This is a genomic window from Agromyces hippuratus, assembly GCF_013410355.1.
Classification (GTDB): Bacteria; Actinomycetota; Actinomycetes; order Actinomycetales; family Microbacteriaceae; genus Agromyces; species Agromyces hippuratus.
This window is the reverse complement of sequence record NZ_JACCFI010000001.1, coordinates 1,947,048-1,963,942: the sequence shown is the minus strand read 5'-3', so window position 1 is coordinate 1,963,942 and position 16,895 is coordinate 1,947,048. Positions and strand designations below refer to the sequence as shown.

The window sequence follows — 16,895 nt, the reverse complement described above, 5'->3', positions numbered from 1 at the left end:
CTCGACCTACCGTGGAATGAAGCCCAGACCGCACACGAAGGACGAGACACCGACGATGGTTGACACGGCACCCCGCACCGCCTCGAAGCAGCAGAAGGCCGCCCCCGAGCGCCCGGCCGAGACTGCTCCGCCGAAGTCCGCGCGCACCGCGGCATCCGCCCCGCAGCCTGCGCCTCCCGCCCAGCCCTCGATCGATGTGGCGACCCTCGGTCGCCAGCTGCTCGGCACCTGGGCCGACCTCCGTCTCGCCGCCCGCGAGCGCGCCGCCCATCCCGACCTGCAGCGCATCGAGGGGCAGTCGATGGACGAGCACCGCGAGCGCGTGCTCGGGCAGCTGAAGATCCTCGTCGACCAGCGTGCCGTGCACCGCGCCTTCCCGACCTCGCTCGGCGGGTTCGACGACCACGGCGGCAACATCGCCCAGTTCGAAGAGCTCGTGATCGCCGACCCCAGCCTGCAGATCAAGGCGGGCGTGCAGTGGGGTCTCTTCGGGGCCGCGGTCCTCCACCTCGGCACCGAGTTCCACCACGAGACGTTCCTGCCCGACATCATGTCGTTGAAGGTGCCCGGCGCGTTCGCGATGACCGAGACCGGTCACGGTTCGGATGTCGCGGCGATCGGCACGACCGCCACGTACGACGAGGCGAAGCAGCAGTTCGTGATCAACACGCCGTTCCGCGGCGCGTGGAAGGACTACCTCGGCAACGCCGCGGTGCACGGCACCGCCGCCGTGGTCTTCGCGCAGCTCATCACGAAGGGCGTCAACCACGGCGTGCACGCGTTCTACGTGCCGATCCGCAACACGAAGGGCGGGTTCCTCAAGGGCATCGGCGGCGAGGACGACGGCCTGAAGGGCGGCCTCAACGGCATCGACAACGGCCGTCTGCACTTCACGAACGTGCGGGTGCCGCGCGTGAACCTGCTGAACCGCTACGGGTCGGTCGCCGAGGACGGCACCTACTCGAGCCCGATCTCGAGCCCGGGTCGCCGCTTCTTCACGATGCTCGGCACCCTCGTGCAGGGTCGCGTCTCGCTCGACGGCGCGGCGACGACCGCCGCCGCCATGGCGCTGACGATCGCGATCACCTACGGCAACCAGCGCCGCCAGTTCAACGCGGCGAGCGACACCGACGAAGAGGTGCTGCTCGACTACCAGCGCCACCAGCGCCGGCTGCTGCCGAAGCTCGCGACGACGTACGCGCAGATCTTCGCGCACGACGAGTTCCTCGTGAAGTTCGACGCGGTGTTCTCGGGCGCAGCCGACACCGACGACGACCGTCAGGACCTCGAGACGATCGCCGCCGCGCTGAAGCCGCTCTCGACCTGGCACGCCCTCGAGACGCTGCAGGAGGCCCGCGAGGCCACCGGCGGGTCGGGCTTCCTCGCCGAGAACCGTATGGTCGGGCTGCGACAGGACCTCGACGTCTACGTGACGTTCGAGGGCGACAACAACGTGCTGCTGCAGCTGGTCGCCAAGCGCCTGCTCACCGACTTCTCGAAGCAGTTCGCGAAGGCCGACGCGGGCGTCATGGCTCGCTACGTCGTCGCGCAGACGGCCGACCGCGCCTATCACGGCACCGGGCTTCGCCGCCTGGCGCAGACCATCGCGGACTTCGGCTCGACGGCGCGCTCGGTCTCCGAGCTCCGCGACGAGCAGACGCAGCGCGAGCTGCTCACCGACCGTGTCGAGGCCATGATCTCCGAGATCGCCGGGCGTCTGCGCGATGCGCGGAAGCTCCCGAAGGCCGACGCCGCCGCGGCGTTCAACCGCAACCAGAACGAACTCATCGAGGCCGCTCGCGCCCACGGCGAGCTGCTGCAGTGGGAGGCGTTCACCCGCGCGCTGGCGAAGACCTCCGATCCCGGCACGAAGCAGGTGCTGACCTGGGTGCGCGACCTCTTCGGTCTCGGTCTCGTCGAGAAGCACCTGGCCTGGTACCTCATGAACGGCCGGCTCTCGCCGCAGCGCGCGCAGGCCGTCACGGCCTACATCGACCGCCTGCTCGAGCGTCTGCGCCCCCACGCGCAGGACCTGGTCGACGCGTTCGGCTACGGCCCTGAGCACCTGCGCGCGAAGATCGCGTCGGGCGCGGAGCAGGAGCGGCAGGACGAGGCGCGCGCCTACTACGCCGCGCAGCGCGCGGCCGGCACGTTGCCCGTGCCGGAGAAGTCGAAGAAGAAGTAGCATCGCTCGACGAAGGCCGGGGCGCCCTGAGCGCCCCGGCCTTCGTCGTCCGGTGGCCGATGGGCTCGTCGCTCAGGCCACGGCTGCGCGGCGAAAGGCGGCGCATGACGTGGACCAGGCGGTCCTCATCGCCAGGTTCGCGGCCGAACGGGTCGCGGTCGCGACGAAGGCTGAGGTCGGGACCCGGTGCCCGCCATAGGGGCGCGACCGTAGGGTGTACGGAGAATATAGGCTGTCCGGCATGGCGGGAGAATCCACAGGCACCGAACCGGACCGCACACTTCGGCTCCTGTGGCGGTCGCACTTCGGCGAGCCCGTCGGATCACGGGGCCCGAAGCAGCGATCGAGCGTCGACGAGGTCGTCGCGACGGCGGTGCAGTTGGCCGACGTCGACGGCATCGACGCCGTGTCGATGCGGCGCATCGCCGACCGACTCGGGCTGAAGCCGATGTCGGTCTACACCTATGTGCCCGGCAAGGCCGAGCTCGTCGACCTCATGGTCGACCGCGTCGCCGGTGAGATGCCGCTGCCGAGCCTCGACGGCGACCTGCCCGAGCGCCTCGCGCAGATCGCGCGACAGCAGTGGAACGAGTACCTGCGGCACCCGTGGCTGCTCTCGATCGACACCAGCAGGCCGCCGCTCGGCCCGAACGTCTCCGACCACTGGGAGTGGTGCCTGCGCGCGATCGACGGTCTCGGACTCTCCGACCTCGACATGGATCGCATCGTCACGCTGCTGCTCGGTTTCGTCACCGGGCCGGCGCGCGCGCACCTCGACGCCGAACGGCATCGCGCCGTCGACCAGGAATCGGCCGTCGACTGGTGGGAGCGCAACGAGCCGCTGCTCGACGAGATCCTCGACGCGAAGCGCTATCCCGTGTCCGCGCGCGTCGGGCAGGCCGCCGGCGCCGCCGAGCCCGCCGGCCCATCGGACGCGTTCGAGTTCGGACTCGCGCGCCTGATCGACGGCATCGTGGACTACATCCGGGTCACTGCCCGCTAGCTCGGCCTGCGAGCCCCGCCGACCGTCAGTCCTTCGACGGCGGCCGCATGAGCAGTCCGGTGACGATGCCGACCACGATGCCCGCGGGCAGCCACAGCCAGAAGCTCGTCCAGAGGCTCACGCCCACGCCGACGAGAATGCCGACGATGAGCCCGACGATCAGCTGGTTGCGACGGGCATTGCGTGCGGGGGTCTGCTCGGCCATGACTTCAGCCTACGTCGGCGCCGGGCGTCGTCAGAGCAGTCCGAGCGAGCGCACCGCGTCGCGCTCCTCGACGAGTTCGGCGACGGATGCCTCGATGCGTCGCCGTGCGAAGTCGTCGACCTCGAGGCCCTGGCGGATGCGCCAGGCGCCGTCGACCGAGTCGACCGGGAACGAGGAGACGAGCCCCTCGGGCACGCCGTAGGACCCGTCGGAGACGACGGCCGCGCTCGTCCAGCCGTCGGGGGTGCCGAGCACCCAGTCGTGCACGTGGTCGATCGTGGCACTCGCGGCCGATCCGACCGAGGAGGATCCGCGCACCTCGATGATCTCCGCGCCGCGCTTGGCGACGCGCGGGATGAACTCGTCGACGAGCCACTCGCGAGCCCCGTCGGGACCGCCGAGCCGGCCTGCGAGGAGCGCCGGCACCGAGTCGCCCGCCGCGGTGGCGTGGGCGACATCCGGGAACTGCGTCGCCGAGTGATTGCCCCAGATGGTGACGCCGCGGATGTCGCCGACGGGCGTGTCGACGGTGGCAGCGAGCTGACCCAGCGCCCGGTTGTGGTCGAGACGCGTGAGCGCGGTGAAGCGTTCGGCCGGGACATCCGGTGCATGCGCCGAGGCGATGAGGGCGTTCGTGTTCGCGGGATTGCCGACCACGACGACGCGGATGTCGTCGGCCGCGCCCGCGTTGATCGCCGCACCCTGTGGGCCGAAGATGCCGCCGTTCGCGGTGAGCAGGTCGCCTCGCTCCATGCCGGCGGTGCGCGGTCGGGCGCCGACGAGCAGGGCGACGTTCGCGCCGGCGAAGGCCGCGTTCGCGTCGTCGTAGACCTCGACGTGCGAGAGCAGCGGGAACGCGGAGTCCTGCAGCTCGAGGGCCGCGCCCTCTGCAGCGCGCACGCCCTGCGGGATCTCGAGCAGGTTGAGTCGCACCCGGGTGTCGGGCCCGAGCATGGCGCCCGAGGCGATGCGGAACAGGAGTGCGTACCCGATCTGGCCGCCCGCGCCCGTGAGCGTGACGGTGATCGGCTTCTTCGCGGCCATGCTCCGAGCCTAACCGGCCGCCGGCGTCCGGGCCGCCGCTCGAAGCGTCCGCCACGAGCCGCGATCCGGTTCCGGCGCGGCACCCGGCCGCGGCATCCGCTGATCGATACCGTGGCGCCATGAGAGAGATGTATCCGGAGATCGAGCCGCTGGAGACCGGCATGCTCGACGTGGGGGACGGCCAGCACATCTACTGGGAGGTGTCGGGCAATCGGCAGGGGAAGCCGGTCGTGTTCCTGCACGGGGGGCCGGGGGCGGGCACCACTCCCGACCACCGCCGCCTCTTCGACCCCGAGCGCTACCGCATCGTGCTCTTCGACCAGCGCGGCTGCGGCCTCTCGATCCCGCACGCGAGCGAGCCGGAGGCCAACCTCGCCGCCAACACCACGTGGCACCTCATCGCCGACATGGAGCGGCTTCGCGGGCATCTCAGCATCGACACCTGGCAGGTCTTCGGCGGTTCGTGGGGGAGCGCGCTCGCGCTCGCGTACGCGCAGACCCACCCCGAGCGCGTCACCGAACTCGTGCTGCGCGGCATCTTCACGCTGCGCCGGCAGGAGCTCGACTGGTTCTACGAGGGCGGGGCGTCGGCGGTGTTCCCCGACCTCTGGGAGGACTTCATCGCGCCGATCCCGGTGCTCGAGCGCACGCACCTCGTCGAGGCGTACGCGCGGCTGCTCGCCGACCCGAACCCCGAGGTGCACGAGCCGGCCGCCATCGCGTGGGCGCGGTGGGAGTCCTCGACGATCACGCTGCTGCCGCAGGCCCCGAACGTCGCTCGCTACACGGCACCCGAATTCGCCACCGCGTTCGCGCGCATCGAGAACCACTACTTCCGGCACGGCGGCTGGTGGGACGAGGGACAGCTGATCCGGGATGCATCGCGCCTCCGCGACATCCCGGCCGTGATCATCCAGGGCCGCTACGACATGTGCACGCCCATGATGACCGCGTGGGACCTGCACCGAGCGTGGCCGGAGGCCGAGCTCACGATCATCGACGACGCCGGGCACGCCTTCGACGAACCCGGCATCGTCGACGCGCTCATCACGGCGACCGACCGGTTCGCCGGCGGCGACGGATTCGGCGGGGACGCCGTGGTGTACGAACGCCGGGAGCCCGTCGTCGCGGATGGCGACGTCGACGTCGACGACGAAGGCGACGACGACGTCGACGTGGACGACGTGGACGTGGACGACGCCGATGACGACGATGACGATGACGACGATGACGATGACGACGATGACGATGACGATGACGATGACGACGACGACGATGACGACGACGACGATGACGACGATGACGATGACGATGACGACGACGACGACGACGACGATGACGATGACGAGGACGACGAGGACGATCGCCGCCGCGACCGCGACGACGGCCCCGGCACCCGGTAGCGTCGGATCATGACGTTCAATCCCGACGCCGACATCAGCAAGGGCAAGGCCTCCAAGCGCGGTCGCAACACCGGCATCGCCCTCGCGGGCGGCGGCATCGGCGCGCTCGCGATCTTCCTGATCTCGCAGTTCCTCGGCGTCAACCTCGACGACTTCGTCGGCGGCGCAGCACAGCCCGAGGCGAGCGACTCCACGCTCGAGCGATGCCTCACCGGCGAGGATGCCAACGAGGACGTCGAGTGCCGCATGAAGGGCGCGTCGGCGTCGCTCGAGGCGTACTGGGCGGAGGAAGCGCCGGCGCTCGGCGTGAGCTACAACGCCCCGCAGGACTTCATCCTCTTCGACCAGGCGGTCACGACGGCGTGCGGCAACGCGTCGTCGGCGACCGGGCCGTTCTACTGCCCGCCCGACCAGACGATCTACATCGACGTGACCTTCTACGACGAGCTGCGCAGCCGGTTCGGTGCCAACGGCGGCACGCTCGCCGAGATGTACGTGATCGCGCACGAGTGGGGCCATCACGTGCAGAACCTCGCGGGAGTGCTCGATCGCTCGCAGGACGGGCAGACCGGCCCCTCGTCGAACGCGGTACGGGTCGAGCTGCAGGCCGACTGCTTCGCCGGCGCCTGGGTGGCGAACGCCTCGACGGTGCCCGACGACAACGGCGTGCCGTTCCTGCAGCAGATCACCGAAGCGCAGCGCAACGACGCCCTCGACGCTGCAGCATCGGTCGGCGACGACCACATCCAGCAGGCGACGCAGGGCCAGGTCAACCCGCACACCTTCACGCACGGCACGAGTGAGCAGCGGAAGGATTGGTTCAAGGCCGGCTTCGAGCAGGGTGCCCAGGTCTGCGACACGTTCACGGTCGGCCCAGCCGACCTCTGACCGCGCGGCGCGAACGAGTTCGCGCGATCCGCGTCATGATCCGGCGGCATCGTCGTCTCTCCAGTAAGCGCACCGCGACGTGCGCAGAATGGAGCACGACGACATGGCACGACGACGTGAGATCCCCACGCCCCACCGCGAGTTCTTCCGCGCGGTGACGATCGACGAGACCGTGGCGCTCTCGTGCACCTGCCGACGGGGTGTCGACCACTGGTACGGCGAGCCCCTGAACGAGGCATCCGGCCAGGGCGACCCCGACCGCGGCCGGCGCGGCGGCGCGACGAGGTCGGCGCCCTCGGGCGAGCAGAAGCTCAGTCTTCGAGCGCCTCGACGAGCGACCGGCGCAGCGCGACTGGCTTCGTGAGCCGGGGCCGCTGCCCCGTCGGCACGACGAGGTGACTCACGTCGGTGGTGGCCCGATCAGCCGATGGCCACCCGCGTGCGCCGGCCCGCATTCGCCGTCGCGAGCACGACGATGCCGGCGGCGAGCACGAGAAGCCCGAGCAGGGCGCCGGCGGTGAGCGCCTCGCCGAGGAGTGCGACCCCGAGGATGCCGGCGGTCAGCGGCTCGGCGAGGGTCAGGGTCGAGACCGTCGCGGGCGCGAGACCGCCGAGCCCGTAGCCGAAGAGCAGGTAGGCGACGGTCGTCGTCACGAGACCGAGCCAGAGGGCCATGGCGAGCCCCGGCCCGGTCGCGAGCCACGAGGCATCCGTCGTCGCCAGCAGGGGGATGCTGAAGACGGCTGCGACGCCGAAGAGCGCACCCATGCTGGATGATCCGCTCCAACCGCGGTCGAGCAGCGCCTTCGCGGCGAGCGTGTAGACGGCGTACGAGGCGCCCGCGCCGAGCGACGCGACCAGGCCCAGCGGGTCGGCGCCCGCAGTTCCTCCGCCGCCGGTCGCCGCGGCGAGGATGCCGACGCCGAGCGTCGCGATGGCGGTGGCGATCGCCCAGCGGTGGCCGGGGTAGCGGCGACGGAGCGCCCAGTCGAGCCCGCCCGTGATGACGGGCGCCGAGCCGAGCGCCACGACCGTGCCGACCGCGACGCCGTTCGCGGCGGTGCCGGCGAAGAACGCCGGCTGATAGGCGAGCACGCCGGCGGCGCCGATGGCGACGAGCAGCCAGACGGGCAGCGGATGCCGCGTGGCGACGCCGGCCGCCGGCGCGGCGGGTGTCCCGGCCGCACCGCGCCGGCGCCCGGCGAAGATCTGGATCACGGCGATGAGCCCGAGGGCGCCGCCGCCGATCAGGATTCGCGCTGCCCCGACCGAGGCCGCGCTCGCCTCGGGCCCGAGCGCCTGCGCGGTACCCGTGGTGCCGAAGCAGACGGCCGCGAGCAGCACGGCGGTCACGAATCGCATGGCACATTGTTACACAATCCGGCGACGCCCGAGGGAGGAGATCGAACGATCGGGAGGAGGCCCGTGAACGGAGTCGGCCTCCGAACCGTGTGTTCTCCTCCCGACGCCGTCCGAGCACACCTCCGCAGGCCGATAAGCTCGCGGATGTCGCGCGCGCGATCCGGCGACGATGCCGTGAGTGCCGCCGACATCCGTGACCCGAACGGAAAGGACTCCTGTGCGCGCCGTGCTCTTCAACGCCTTCGGTGAGAACCCCGAACTCGTCGACGTGCCGGAGCCGCAGTGCCCGCCGCGCGGCGCCGTCATCCGGGTGCGCGCGACCGGCGTCTGCCGCAGCGACTGGCACGCCTGGATGGGCCACGACGACACCGTGTCGCTGCCGCACGTGCCGGGCCACGAGTTCGCCGGCGAGATCGCCGTGCTCGGCTCGGAGGTCGACCCCGAGGCGGGCTGGGCCGTTGGCGACCGCGTCACCGCCCCGTTCATCTGCGCGTGCGGTCGATGCCACGAGTGCCTGACCGGCAACGAGCAGGTCTGCGACCAGCAGTCGCAGCCTGGGTTCACGCACTGGGGCTCGTTCGCCGAGTTCGTGGCGATCGACGAGGCCGAACTGAACCTCATCCGGCTGCCGGAGTCGCTCGGCTTCGTCGAGGCCGCGTCGCTCGGCTGCCGGTTCGCGACCGCCTATCGGGCCATCGTCTCGCGCTCGCGTCTCGCCCCTGGCGAGCAGATCGCGGTGCACGGATGCGGCGGGGTGGGTCTCTCCGCGATCATGATCGCCGTCGCTGCCGGCGTGAAGGTCTACGGCGTCGATGTCTCCGATGCCGCGCTCGCCGCGGCGGAGGGGCTCGGCGCTGTGCCCCTGCAGGGCGGCGAGGGCGCTGCCGAGCGGATCCTCGAGGCCTCGGGCGGGGGAGTGGACGTCTCGGTCGACGCGTTCGGCTCGACCGAGACCTCATTCGCCTCGGTGCGGAGCCTCAAGAAGCGCGGCCGCCATGTGCAGATCGGGCTCATGGTCGGCGACTCCGCGCTCGCCGCGATGCCGATGGACGCCGTGATCGCGGGCGAGCTCGAGATCCTCGGCAGCCACGGCATGGCCGCCCATGAATACCCCTCGATGCTCGGCGCCGTCGCGTCGGGCGACTTCCGGCCGATCGAGCTCGTCGGCCGGCGCATCACGCTCGACGAGGTGCCCGCGGCACTCGCGGCGATGGGCACGGCCGGCGGTGCCGGGTCGGGCATGACGGTCGTCGAGCTGTAACGGAGTCCGCTCGCTGCCCGGCCGAGGGCGTGCCCGTAGCATGTCCGAGAACCCACAGGAGGAATCGATGAGCGATGGTCGTACGCCCGCAGGCTGGTATCCCGACCCGAGCGGCCCCGCTGCGCAGCGCTGGTGGGACGGGGTGCAGTGGACGGGGCATGTCGCACCGGCCGCCCCGGTGGCTCCCGTCGAGCAGGTCGCACCGGCGGCGTCGGTTCCGCCGGTCGCGCCGGTGACCCCGGCAGTCGTTGCTGCTCCCGTCGCCGCGCCCGCCTACGTCGCCCCGGTGACTCCCGCGTACGCGCCCGCCTACACATCGGCGCCCGCCTACACGTCGGCACCCGCCTACGGGGCGGCTCCCGTCTACCCCTCGGCCCCCGCATACTCCGGAGCCGCACCGGTGCAGGGCGCCGGGCAGCCGGCACCCTACGGCGGCGTCGCGGCAACGGCTCGCGTGCCCGAGGGCACCCCGGTCTCTACGATCTGGATCTGGCTGATCGTGGCGCTGCCCGTGCTCGGGATCCTGCCGCTCTTCTTCTGGGACTTCCAGGCGTACATGGAGCAGTCGATGTCGCCGTCGACGAGCGCGATGCTCACCGCGCTCGGCCCGTACACCGACCCGTGGTACCTCGCCGCGACGTTCGGCGGATGGATCGTCTACGGCCTCGCCGTCTGGTTCGCCGCCCTCGACCATGCCGCGCTCGCGCGGCTCGGCTACCAGCGCCGGTTCCACTGGGCCTGGGCGTTCCTCTCGTCGCTGGTCTACGTCATCGGCCGCTCGGTCGTGGTGCGGCGCCAGGCCGGTCGCGGCTACCTGCCGATGGCCGCCGCGATCGCCCTCACCGTCGTGCTCACGATCGGCGTGATCGCGTGGGTGGTCGTGATGATGGTGAACATCTTCAACACCTCGATGGAGATGTACCCGGCCTACTGATGCGCCGTGCTCGTGGAGGCCGATGCCGACCCCCACGAGCACGCGGCTCACGCGTCGACCGTCTCCGGTGCCGGCGCGGTCGCCGGGCGGGGCGTCGGTCGCAGCAGCACGGCGGATGCCACGAGCCCGGCGACCGCCAGCACCGCGGCGCCGATGAACGCCGACGAGAAGCCGGCCGTGAGCGCAGCGGCATCCGCGGCCCCGCCGCTCGCCGCGCCCGCGGTGACCGCAGCGCCGACGGCCGTCAGCACCGCGAGTCCGATCGCCGACCCGATCTGGTAGCTCGTGTTGACGAGACCCGAGGCCACGCCCGTCTCCTCAGGTCGTGCCGCGCCGATCGCCGTGCCGAGCGACGGCACGAACGCGAGCGCCATGCCGAGCGCCGCGACGAGCGAGGCGGGCAGCACGTCGACGGCGTAGCTGCCGTCGGGTCGCGCGAGCGAGAGCCACCCGAGACCGATCGCGAGCAGTGCGAACCCGCCGACGATGAGCGGCTTCGCCCCGAACCGCGCCTGCAGCCGCGGCGCCACAGCGACCATGCCGACCACGATGAGCGCCGTCATCGGCAGAAGTGCGGCGCCCGAGGCGAACGCGCCAGCCCCGAGCACCTGCTGCAGGTACAGGTTCAGGAAGAACCACATCGACACCCAGGCCGCGCCGAGCATCAGCTGGGCGAGGTTCGCGGCGCCGAGCTGCGGGGCGTGGAAGATGCCGAGGCGCAGCAGCGGCGTGCGGCTGCGCGCCTGGATGGCGAAGAACGCGATGAGCAGGAGCGCGCCGGCGGCGAGGGCGACGATCGTCTCCGCCGAGGCCCAGCCGACCTCGGGGGCGCGCACGACCCCGTAGACGATCGCAGCGAGTCCCGCGGTCGCGGTGAGCGCGCCGGCGAGGTCGACCCGTCCGCGCCCGCCGCTGACCCGGGGGAGTGCGAACGGCGTCAGGGCGATGACGAGTACGGCGATCGGCACGGTCACGTAGAAGACCCACGGCCAGCTGGCGTACTCCGTGAGCACGCCGCCGAGGAAGACCCCGGCGGTGCCGCCGATCGGAGCCGCGGCGCCGTACACCGCGAAGGCGCGCGGGAGTTCGGCGGTGCCGCCGAACAGCGTCATCAGCAGGGTGAGTGCGGCCGGGGCGATGAGCGCGGCGCCCGCGCCCTGGACGGCGCGACCGGCGATCTCGAGGCCGACGTTGCTTGCAGCGCCGGCGAGCACGCTGCCGATGGCCAGCGTGAGCCAGCCGGCGATGAACACCCGTCGAGCGCCGAACACGTCGGAGAGGCGGCCGCCGAGCAGCAGCAGTCCGCCGAAGGCGATGACGTAGGCGTTGAACACCCACGACAGGGACTCGGGGGTGAACCCGAGTTCGGCCTGGATGTCGGGCAGGGCGACGCCGATGATCGACGTGTCCATGATGACGACGAACTGGGCCGCCGCGATGAGCGCGAGGCCGAGCCACCGACGTCTCGTCGGCGGAGTGGATACGGACATGAATTGCTCCTTCGTTGAATACCCCTAGGGGGTATAGATATACTCTTGACGAAGCGACCTTGTCAAGCCGCGACGACTCGTGCGACGGGAGGCGCAGCCGATGTCGCACGCTGGCCGGAGCCCGTCCGACGCGCCAGAATGGGGCGATGGACCCGGTGGCGGCGCTCGAGGAGATCGCGTTCCTGCTCGAGCGCGATCGCGCGTCGGCGTTCAAGTCCAAGGCGTTCCGCCGAGCGGCCGAGGTCATCCGGCCGCTCGGCCCCGACGAGATCGCGGCCCGCGTCGGCGACGGCCGCCTGCAGCGCACGAAGGGCATCGGCGACACGACGTTCGCCGTCATCGCCCAGGCGGCGGATGGCGCGGTGCCCGACTACCTCGCCGACCTGCGCGCGCGGGCCGGGCTCTCACCCGAGGGCGCGCGCACCGGTCTCGGGGCGCAACTGCGCGGCGACCTGCACAGCCACACCGACTGGTCCGACGGCACCACGAGCCTCGAGACGATGGCGCGCGCCGCCGAGGCGCTCGGGCTCGAGTACCTCGCGATCACCGACCACTCGCCGAACCTCCGGGTGGCCAACGGTCTGAGCGTCGAGCGGCTCACCGCGCAGCAGCAGGCGATCGCCGATGTGCAGACGGAGGTCGGCGGCATCCGCCTGCTTCGCGGCATCGAGGTCGACATCCTGCTCGACGGCACGCTCGACCAGACCCCCGAGATGCTGGGCCGCCTCGACGTCGTGGTCGCGAGCGTGCACTCCAAGCTCCGCACCGAGGCGCCCGAGATGACGAAGCGGATGCTGCGCGCCGTCGCCGACCCGCACACGAACGTGCTCGGGCACTGCACCGGGCGGCTCGTCGAGGGCGCTCGCGGCACCCGCCCGCAATCGACGTTCGATGCCCGCGCCGTCTTCGAGGCGTGCGCCGAGCACGGCGTCGCGGTCGAGATCAACTCGCGACCCGAGCGCCAGGACCCGCCGGACGAGCTCATCGCGATCGCTCTCGACGCGGGCTGCCTGTTCTCGATCGACAGCGACGCGCACGCCCCGGGCCACCTGACGTTCCTCGAACTCGGCGCCGCGCGCGCGACGGCGAACGGCGTGCCGGCCGAGCGCATCGTCACGACCTGGCCGGTCGATCGCCTGCTCGAGTGGAGTCACGACCGCTCGCGATGAAGCGCCGCTCAGCCGAGCGGCGCCGCGCGGTACTCCTCGTCGGTCACGTGCTCACCCCAGCTCGCGTCGTCGTCCTCCCACATCGCGAGATGGCACATGAACGAGCCGGCGGATGCCCCGTGCCAGTGCCACTCGCCCGGCGGCGTGTACACGGTGTCGCCGGGGCGCATGAGGAGGATCTCGCCGCCTCGCGCCTGCACGAGCCCAGCTCGGCAGCGCGCTCGGAATCGCCGTTCTCGTCTCGGTGTCGGCGCACGCCGCACCGCAGGGCGGTCGCCCGACGCGCTCGCCGCACAGGTCGGTGCCGCCCTCGCCGCAGGGAGCGCGTTGCTCGCGCTCAGCCTCGTCACCGCGCTCGCCGTGATCGTGCCCGGCGCCGCCGCGGCGCGGCGCAGCTCGGCTCCGCGGCCCGTCACGCGAGAATCGCACTACCGGAAGGACACCCCATGAGCATGTGGACCAGCGAAGAACTCGACCGCGTCGGCAGCGCCGAGGAGCTGCAGATCGCCTCCCGCCGCGCCGACGGTTCGCTCCGACCGTTCGTGACCATCTGGGTGGTGCGGGCGGGCGACGAGCTGTACGTGCGCTCCGCGTACGGGCCGGGCAACCCGTGGTTCCGCCGGGCGCAGGCGAGCGGCACCGGTCGCATCCGCGCCGGCGGCGTCGAGCGCGACGTCGCGTTCGACGAGCCGCCCGCCGACGTGCACGAGGCCGTCGACGCCGCCTACCACGCGAAGTACGACCGGTACGGGCCGAAGATCGTCGGCACCGTCGTCGGCCCGCAGGTCGTCGCCACCACGTTCAGGCTGGACCCGCTCGAGGACTGACGGCGGCGAGCGCAGCTCAGGAGACGGTGACGGTGCCGACGACTCCCGGTCGTCTACGGTTGCGGCGAGGGCGGCAGGTGCTTGCCGCGATGGATCTCGGTCAGGCTCGCGTGCCCGGGGGAGGCGGGGTCGTCGACGATCGGCTTGTCGGCCATGAACAGTCGGATCAGGTGGGCGAGCTCGCCCGAATGGCTGAAGTTGATGGCGTGGGCCGCGCCCTCGATCCTGACGAGCAGCACGCGGCTGTCGGTCGCGGCGGCGACCTCCTGCACGCGGGCGGGGGTGGGCATCAACGGATCACGGTCGCCGACCACGACGAGCGTCGGCACGTGCAGCTCGAGCAGTCGCTGGAGCGTCGGGTACTGCGTGAGAGCCCGGAACATCTTGAACGTGCTGGGCACGCCGAAGCGGAGGTAGTCGGGCACGGCGACCTTCATCATGCGGGGAGGCTCTCGGCTTCCGTCGCGGGTGAGCTGGCCGACCGCGCGCCGGAGCGGCTGGTTGTAGAGTCCGCCCGCAGGCGAGACGAGCACGGCGCGGTCGATGCGTTCGGGGTAGTGATGCGCGAACTCGAGGATGACGGGGCAGCCCATGGAGTTGCCGACGAGCGTGGCCCGCTCGATGCCGCGATCGTCGAGGAACCGGGCCGCAGCGTGCGCGAGGTCGGGCACGTCGAGCGCATCGGCGGCCTTGCCGCTGCGGCCGAAGCCGGGCAGGTCGGGCACGAAGGTGTGGAACTGATCGGCGAGGCGTTCTGCGGTCGGCAGCAGGTAGCGGCCTGAGAGGCCGAAGCCGTGCAGGTGCATCATCGCCGGGGCATCCGGTGGCATCGGCGACTCGCGGTAGAACAGTTCGATGCCGTCGACCGTGGTCCAGCGCTCGGCCAGACTCGACTCCGGCCGCCGGGGCGGCCGCCGCGCGGCGGTTCTCGTACCCATGCGTCGATCATCCTCGCCGCCGGTTTTCACGTCAACGAGTCGGCGTCGAGCTCGCGCGACGAGCTCGGCGGCGGCGAGATGGCGGCGAACCCGCGTGTCAGGGGCATCCGAAATGTTTACGTTCCCTTAACAGCGGATGTTTGCGTTGACATTTCCGTGATCCCGCCCATAACCTGACCGGAGTCAAGAGTCGGGAGCCGCGCCTCGCAACACGGCATGGGCGCCGCGAACGGCAGAACAGAGAGGTTCGCAGAATGCATCGTCGTACCCTACGGGTCGCGGTCGGACTCACGACCGCAGTCCTCGCGATATCGGTCGCGAGTCCCGTGTACGCAGCAGCAGCGCAAGAGGATCCGATCGAGGCGCTCACGGGCGCCGAGCTCGCGGCGTCGTGGACGGCCCCGCTCAGCACCGTCGGCCGATACGTCGTCGACGCCGACGGCGATCGCTTCAAGCTCGAGTCCGCCAACTGGGACGGCGCGCAGGGGCACTGGAGCGGAAGCGGCGACAAGAACGATTCCGCCAACCACAACAGCGGCAACAGCTACGACGTCCCGATGGGCCTCGACCGGGTTCCGATGGCGACGCTCATGAGCGACTTCCACGGGGTCGGCATCAACAGCATCCGCCTGTCGTTCTCGAACGAGATGCTCGGCATGACGGCGCCGGTTCCGGATGTCGCGGTGGCGGCGAATCCTCAGCTCAAGGGCAAGACCCCGCTGCAGGTCTTCGACGCGGTCGTCGCCGCGCTCACCGCCGACGGCTTCGCGGTGATCCTGAACAACCACACCACCACCTCGCACTGGTGCTGCGGCACCAACGACGGCAACGAGCGGTGGAACAGCAGCCAGACCACCGAGAAGTGGATCAGCGACTGGGTCATGCTGACGACCCGCTACAAGGACAACGCGCGCGTGGTCGGCATGGACCTCCGCAACGAGGTGCGTCGCGACATCCTGAACGACGCGAACTGGGGCTGGGGCGACAGCCACGACCTCTACCAGGCGTACCAGCGCGCCGGCATCGCCATCCAGAAGGCGAACCCCGAGGTGCTCGTCATCATGGAGGGCATCAACTGGCAGGGCATCCCGCTCGACGGCGTGTTCCACGACCGCCCGCACCTCAAGCCCGTCGCGAACCTCTCGAACGCCCTCCCGTATCCCGACAAGCTCGTCTACGCGGCGCACATCTACGCCTACACCGGGCCGAAGCACACGGGCGCCACCGGACTCGGCGAAACGCACGATGCCCGCTACCGCGACCTCACCGCGAGCGAGCTCGCGGCCGAGGTGAACCGGGCCGCGGCGTTCGTCAACACGGCGAACCAGCACTACACCGCCCCCGTGTGGTTCAGCGAGTTCGGCATCGGCCACGCCGACGACACCGGCGCCCTCGACAAGGCCTGGTGGGCGAACTTCACCGACATCCTGATCGCCAATGACAGCGACTTCGCCGCATGGCCGCTCGTGGCGCAGGCGAAGGCCGACGGCACGTTCGTCGACGGCTACTCCCTCCTCGCCTACAAGCCCGACGGCACCAAGCTGAGCATCGCCGACGACTGGCGCTACCCGCAGTGGACGAAGCTCGTGAACGCGAACGGCAAGACCGGCCCCGTGGCATCCGTGCCGCGCTGGAACATGCTCGGCAGTGGCAGCTTCGTCGACAGCCAGTCGTCGCTGCGCATGCTGCAGGCGGGCGACTGGTCGCCGGGTCAGTGGAAGGGCACCTGCCCCGACAGCCAGCGCCTCCAGGGCATCGCGCGGAGCACCAACCGAGCGCTCTGCACGGACGTCGGCGGCATCAGCACCTCGAACCCGCGCGTGCAGAGCGGGCAGGGCAACATCACGAACGACTGGGCCTCGGGCTACGACAAGCTGCAGTGCAACCCCGGCGAGGTCGCCGTCGGCTACAGCCTGGGTACCGGCGGCGGCACCAAGGCGGCGATGTGGAACCTCGTCTGCGCGACGAGCACCACGGCGCTGCCGGCGAGCCAGGGCCGAGTGATCTGGTTCGACCAGGGTGACAACCGCCCGGCCGGTGGCGGCTCGACCGCGAGCGACTGGGCCCCCGGCAACTACAAGGGCCAGTGCAAGGACAGCGAGTACATCGCCGGTGTGGCGTACACCTACCGCTGGAACCACGGCGGCGTGCCCGACGCGCTGCTCTGCAAGCCGCTGAGCTGATCG

15 protein-coding genes and 1 pseudogene are annotated in these 16,895 nt (G+C 71.1%); 10 read left to right on the top strand and 6 right to left on the bottom strand.

Features of this window, described 5'->3' with window-relative positions; translation table 11 throughout:
• Window positions 1-55 precede the first annotated feature (55 nt).
• Window positions 56-2,185: an acyl-CoA dehydrogenase family protein gene (locus BJY17_RS09245; protein ID WP_179551086.1), complete on the top strand. Its 2,130-nt coding sequence runs from the start codon at window positions 56-58 to the stop codon at window positions 2,183-2,185.
• A 241-nt stretch (window positions 2,186-2,426) separates the two neighbouring features.
• Window positions 2,427-3,188, top strand: coding sequence for a TetR/AcrR family transcriptional regulator (locus BJY17_RS09240; protein ID WP_179551085.1), 762 nt, complete (start codon window positions 2,427-2,429; stop codon window positions 3,186-3,188).
• 25 nt (window positions 3,189-3,213) lie between these two features.
• On the opposite strand, the gene BJY17_RS09235 is transcribed toward BJY17_RS09240, so the two are convergent.
• Together BJY17_RS09235 and BJY17_RS09230 are read right to left on the bottom strand one after the other, a co-directional pair.
• Window positions 3,214-3,393 (bottom strand): HPP family protein, encoded by a 180-nt coding sequence (locus tag BJY17_RS09235; protein ID WP_179551084.1) that lies wholly within the window; start codon window positions 3,391-3,393, stop codon window positions 3,214-3,216.
• 30 nt (window positions 3,394-3,423) lie between these two features.
• Window positions 3,424-4,437, bottom strand: coding sequence for a malate dehydrogenase (locus tag BJY17_RS09230; RefSeq protein ID WP_179551083.1), 1,014 nt, complete (start codon window positions 4,435-4,437; stop codon window positions 3,424-3,426).
• A 119-nt stretch (window positions 4,438-4,556) separates the two neighbouring features.
• Between BJY17_RS09230 and pip the strand changes: the two are divergent.
• The 3 genes and pseudogenes from pip to BJY17_RS09215 form a co-directional block, all read left to right on the top strand.
• Window positions 4,557-5,507, top strand: a pseudogene (gene pip / locus BJY17_RS09225) (prolyl aminopeptidase); the annotation flags it as partial.
• 342 nt (window positions 5,508-5,849) lie between these two features.
• Window positions 5,850-6,728, top strand: coding sequence for a KPN_02809 family neutral zinc metallopeptidase (gene ypfJ, locus BJY17_RS09220; RefSeq protein WP_179551081.1), 879 nt, complete (start codon window positions 5,850-5,852; stop codon window positions 6,726-6,728).
• A 103-nt stretch (window positions 6,729-6,831) separates the two neighbouring features.
• The gene (locus BJY17_RS09215) at window positions 6,832-7,092 is read left to right on the top strand and encodes a hypothetical protein (protein WP_179551080.1); all 261 of its coding nucleotides are present in this window, start codon (window positions 6,832-6,834) and stop codon (window positions 7,090-7,092) included.
• 56 nt (window positions 7,093-7,148) lie between these two features.
• Here the strand turns inward: BJY17_RS09215 and BJY17_RS09210 are convergent, their stop codons facing one another.
• Window positions 7,149-8,090 (bottom strand): EamA family transporter, encoded by a 942-nt coding sequence (locus BJY17_RS09210; RefSeq protein WP_179551079.1) that lies wholly within the window; start codon window positions 8,088-8,090, stop codon window positions 7,149-7,151.
• 178 nt (window positions 8,091-8,268) lie between these two features.
• On the opposite strand from BJY17_RS09210, the gene BJY17_RS09205 reads away from it, so the two are divergent.
• Together BJY17_RS09205 and BJY17_RS18305 are read left to right on the top strand one after the other, a co-directional pair.
• Window positions 8,269-9,351, top strand: a complete 1,083-nt coding sequence (locus BJY17_RS09205; protein WP_322789793.1) for an alcohol dehydrogenase catalytic domain-containing protein — start codon at window positions 8,269-8,271, stop codon at window positions 9,349-9,351.
• Window positions 9,352-9,418: 67 nt separating this feature from the next.
• Entirely contained in the window at window positions 9,419-10,285 is an 867-nt protein-coding gene (locus BJY17_RS18305) for a DUF2510 domain-containing protein (RefSeq protein ID WP_218889874.1), read from the top strand.
• 47 nt (window positions 10,286-10,332) lie between these two features.
• Here the strand turns inward: BJY17_RS18305 and BJY17_RS09195 are convergent, their stop codons facing one another.
• Entirely contained in the window at window positions 10,333-11,775 is a 1,443-nt protein-coding gene (locus tag BJY17_RS09195) for an MFS transporter (RefSeq protein WP_179551078.1), read from the bottom strand.
• Window positions 11,776-11,921: 146 nt separating this feature from the next.
• Between BJY17_RS09195 and BJY17_RS09190 the strand changes: the two genes are divergently transcribed.
• Window positions 11,922-12,944 (top strand): PHP domain-containing protein, encoded by a 1,023-nt coding sequence (locus BJY17_RS09190; RefSeq protein ID WP_179551077.1) that lies wholly within the window; start codon window positions 11,922-11,924, stop codon window positions 12,942-12,944.
• Window positions 12,945-12,952: 8 nt separating this feature from the next.
• On the opposite strand, the gene BJY17_RS18300 is transcribed toward BJY17_RS09190, so the two are convergent.
• Window positions 12,953-13,360, bottom strand: coding sequence for a cupin domain-containing protein (locus BJY17_RS18300; RefSeq protein WP_218889873.1), 408 nt, complete (start codon window positions 13,358-13,360; stop codon window positions 12,953-12,955).
• Window positions 13,361-13,390: 30 nt separating this feature from the next.
• On the opposite strand from BJY17_RS18300, the gene BJY17_RS09180 reads away from it, so the two are divergent.
• Window positions 13,391-13,771 carry a DUF2255 family protein gene (locus BJY17_RS09180; RefSeq protein WP_179551076.1) on the top strand — a complete coding sequence of 127 codons (381 nt, stop codon included), beginning with the start codon at window positions 13,391-13,393 and terminating at the stop codon, window positions 13,769-13,771.
• 53 nt (window positions 13,772-13,824) lie between these two features.
• Here the strand turns inward: BJY17_RS09180 and BJY17_RS09175 are convergent, their stop codons facing one another.
• A complete protein-coding gene (locus BJY17_RS09175; protein ID WP_179551075.1) occupies window positions 13,825-14,709 on the bottom strand; it encodes an alpha/beta fold hydrolase in 885 nt (294 codons plus the stop codon).
• 254 nt (window positions 14,710-14,963) lie between these two features.
• On the opposite strand from BJY17_RS09175, the gene BJY17_RS09170 reads away from it, so the two are divergent.
• The gene (locus tag BJY17_RS09170; RefSeq protein ID WP_179551074.1) at window positions 14,964-16,892 is read left to right on the top strand and encodes a glycoside hydrolase family 5 protein; all 1,929 of its coding nucleotides are present in this window, start codon (window positions 14,964-14,966) and stop codon (window positions 16,890-16,892) included.
• Window positions 16,893-16,895 lie beyond the last annotated feature (3 nt).

What these genes read in the sequence shown, in the direction of transcription:
- BJY17_RS09230 (WP_179551083.1), bottom strand. Translation starts at nt 4,437, where the DNA reads ATGGCCGCGAAGAAGCCGATCACCGTCACGCTCACGGGCGCGGGCGGC.
- BJY17_RS09240 (WP_179551085.1), top strand. Translation starts at nt 2,427, where the DNA reads ATGGCGGGAGAATCCACAGGCACCGAACCGGACCGCACACTTCGGCTC.
- BJY17_RS09210 (WP_179551079.1), bottom strand. Translation starts at nt 8,090, where the DNA reads ATGCGATTCGTGACCGCCGTGCTGCTCGCGGCCGTCTGCTTCGGCACC.
- BJY17_RS09235 (WP_179551084.1), bottom strand. Translation starts at nt 3,393, where the DNA reads ATGGCCGAGCAGACCCCCGCACGCAATGCCCGTCGCAACCAGCTGATC.
- ypfJ (WP_179551081.1), top strand. Translation starts at nt 5,850, where the DNA reads ATGACGTTCAATCCCGACGCCGACATCAGCAAGGGCAAGGCCTCCAAG.
- BJY17_RS09175 (WP_179551075.1), bottom strand. Translation starts at nt 14,709, where the DNA reads ATGGGTACGAGAACCGCCGCGCGGCGGCCGCCCCGGCGGCCGGAGTCG.
- BJY17_RS09245 (WP_179551086.1), top strand. Translation starts at nt 56, where the DNA reads ATGGTTGACACGGCACCCCGCACCGCCTCGAAGCAGCAGAAGGCCGCC.
- BJY17_RS18305 (WP_218889874.1), top strand. Translation starts at nt 9,419, where the DNA reads ATGAGCGATGGTCGTACGCCCGCAGGCTGGTATCCCGACCCGAGCGGC.
- BJY17_RS09190 (WP_179551077.1), top strand. Translation starts at nt 11,922, where the DNA reads ATGGACCCGGTGGCGGCGCTCGAGGAGATCGCGTTCCTGCTCGAGCGC.
- BJY17_RS09215 (WP_179551080.1), top strand. Translation starts at nt 6,832, where the DNA reads ATGGCACGACGACGTGAGATCCCCACGCCCCACCGCGAGTTCTTCCGC.
- BJY17_RS09195 (WP_179551078.1), bottom strand. Translation starts at nt 11,775, where the DNA reads ATGTCCGTATCCACTCCGCCGACGAGACGTCGGTGGCTCGGCCTCGCG.
- BJY17_RS09180 (WP_179551076.1), top strand. Translation starts at nt 13,391, where the DNA reads ATGAGCATGTGGACCAGCGAAGAACTCGACCGCGTCGGCAGCGCCGAG.
- BJY17_RS09170 (WP_179551074.1), top strand. Translation starts at nt 14,964, where the DNA reads ATGCATCGTCGTACCCTACGGGTCGCGGTCGGACTCACGACCGCAGTC.